Below are 1,551 nucleotides of genomic sequence, written 5' to 3'. Positions count from 1 at the left end.
AGTTAAGAGTCGCTTACAAGCAAAAGATGTTGAAAATGGCTTTATTCTGGATGGTTACCCACGTATCCTACAGCAAGCAAAAATGCTCGAAGCTTACCTACAAAGTCAGAATCGGAATTTAGACGCCGTTCACTTTTTAGATGTAAGTCAGGATATGTTAAGGCATCGGTTAGCGAAACGAGGAGCTCTTCGTTTACAAGTAAAACAAGGGAATGCCCAAAACGAACCAAAACGGGGAGAAATTCGATTAGATGACAAACCAGAAGTGATCGAAAATAGGCTACGCTTTAACGAGGGATTAATCGAATCGCTCATTCACTTCTATAAAGAACGAAATTTGCTCCACGTGATCAATGGTGAAGGAACTCCTGACAATGTGTTTGACAATATAAATGAGAGTTTATTGCCTATAAACAAATAACTATATAATTTTAACTAAAAATATATGATATAAAATCAATTAACTAATGTAAGCTATGAAGGGGATTGAAGAATGAATGTTTTATTTAGCGTAATCGATCCAGTTGCGATTTCATTTGGGACGATAGAAATTTATTGGTACGGAATTATTATTGCCTTAGCCATGCTGTTAGGTATTTCATTAGCAACAAAGGAAGCTCAAAAAATGGGACTAGAAGAAGACACTATGACAGATATGGCATTATGGGCCATACCAATTGGTTTTATTGGGGCTCGGCTTTACTATGTTTTATTCAAATGGGAGTATTATCTCCAAAACCCTAATGAAATCATCGCCATCTGGAATGGCGGTATTGCCATTTATGGGGGGCTAATTGCGGGTGGTCTCGCAGTGTACTGGTTTGCAAGAAGAAAGAAAATGACGCTAACTCTTTTACTAGACATACTGGCACCTAGTGTCCTCCTAGCTCAATCGATTGGTCGCTGGGGAAATTTCATTAATCAAGAGGCACATGGGGGTCCAGTCACCCGACGATTTTTAGAAAACTTGTACTTACCGGAATTCATCATTAACCAAATGAATATCAACGGAACCTATTACCATCCCACTTTTCTTTATGAGTCTTTATGGAGTTTAGTTGGTTTCGCCTTGTTGCTCCTTTTGCGGAACAAGAATCAATTCCTTCGCCAAGGAGAAGTGGCGCTCAGCTATGTCATTTGGTATTCAGCAGGAAGGTTTTTTATTGAAGGCATGCGGACAGACAGCTTATGGATAGGCGATTTCTTACGAGTTTCACAAGGCTTGTCCCTCGTTTTGTTCGTAGCAGCACTGGGTGTTTTGATGTATCGCAGGTACTATACCTATCCGCCAGCACCCTATTATAAGGATGAGCCCAAACTGTTATAAAAGTTAAGATAAGATTACCCAATTTGTTGCACGTAACTTTCCCCAGTAATGAACCACAAATCAGGTAATCTTTTTTGATATAATTGTCTATTTAGGAGGGATAATTATGTCAGAAAAAGCAAGTATAACCATCACTTCACTTCATGATTTATTCATGTTAAGTGAATGGTATCGGAAAGGAGAAATAACGTAAACGCCGAATAACCAGGTACGTGTCACAGCCC

General features: G+C 39.1%; 2 protein-coding genes. Both read left to right on the top strand.

Features of this window, described 5'->3' with window-relative positions; genetic code table 11:
• The coding region (locus GSA01S_RS10110) for a nucleoside monophosphate kinase (protein ID WP_066127249.1) at nucleotides 1-421 on the top strand (421 nt) is incomplete at its 5' end.
• Between the two features lie 72 nt (nucleotides 422-493).
• A complete protein-coding gene (lgt, locus tag GSA01S_RS10105) occupies nucleotides 494-1,327 on the top strand; it encodes a prolipoprotein diacylglyceryl transferase (protein ID WP_066127247.1) in 834 nt (277 codons plus the stop codon).
• Nucleotides 1,328-1,551 lie beyond the last annotated feature (224 nt).

The sequence above is a fragment of the Globicatella sanguinis NBRC 15551 genome, assembly GCF_001552295.1.
Classification (GTDB): Bacteria; Bacillota; Bacilli; order Lactobacillales; family Aerococcaceae; genus Globicatella; species Globicatella sanguinis.
The sequence above is the reverse complement of the archived record's forward strand: the minus strand, read 5'-3'. Positions and strand labels throughout refer to the sequence as shown.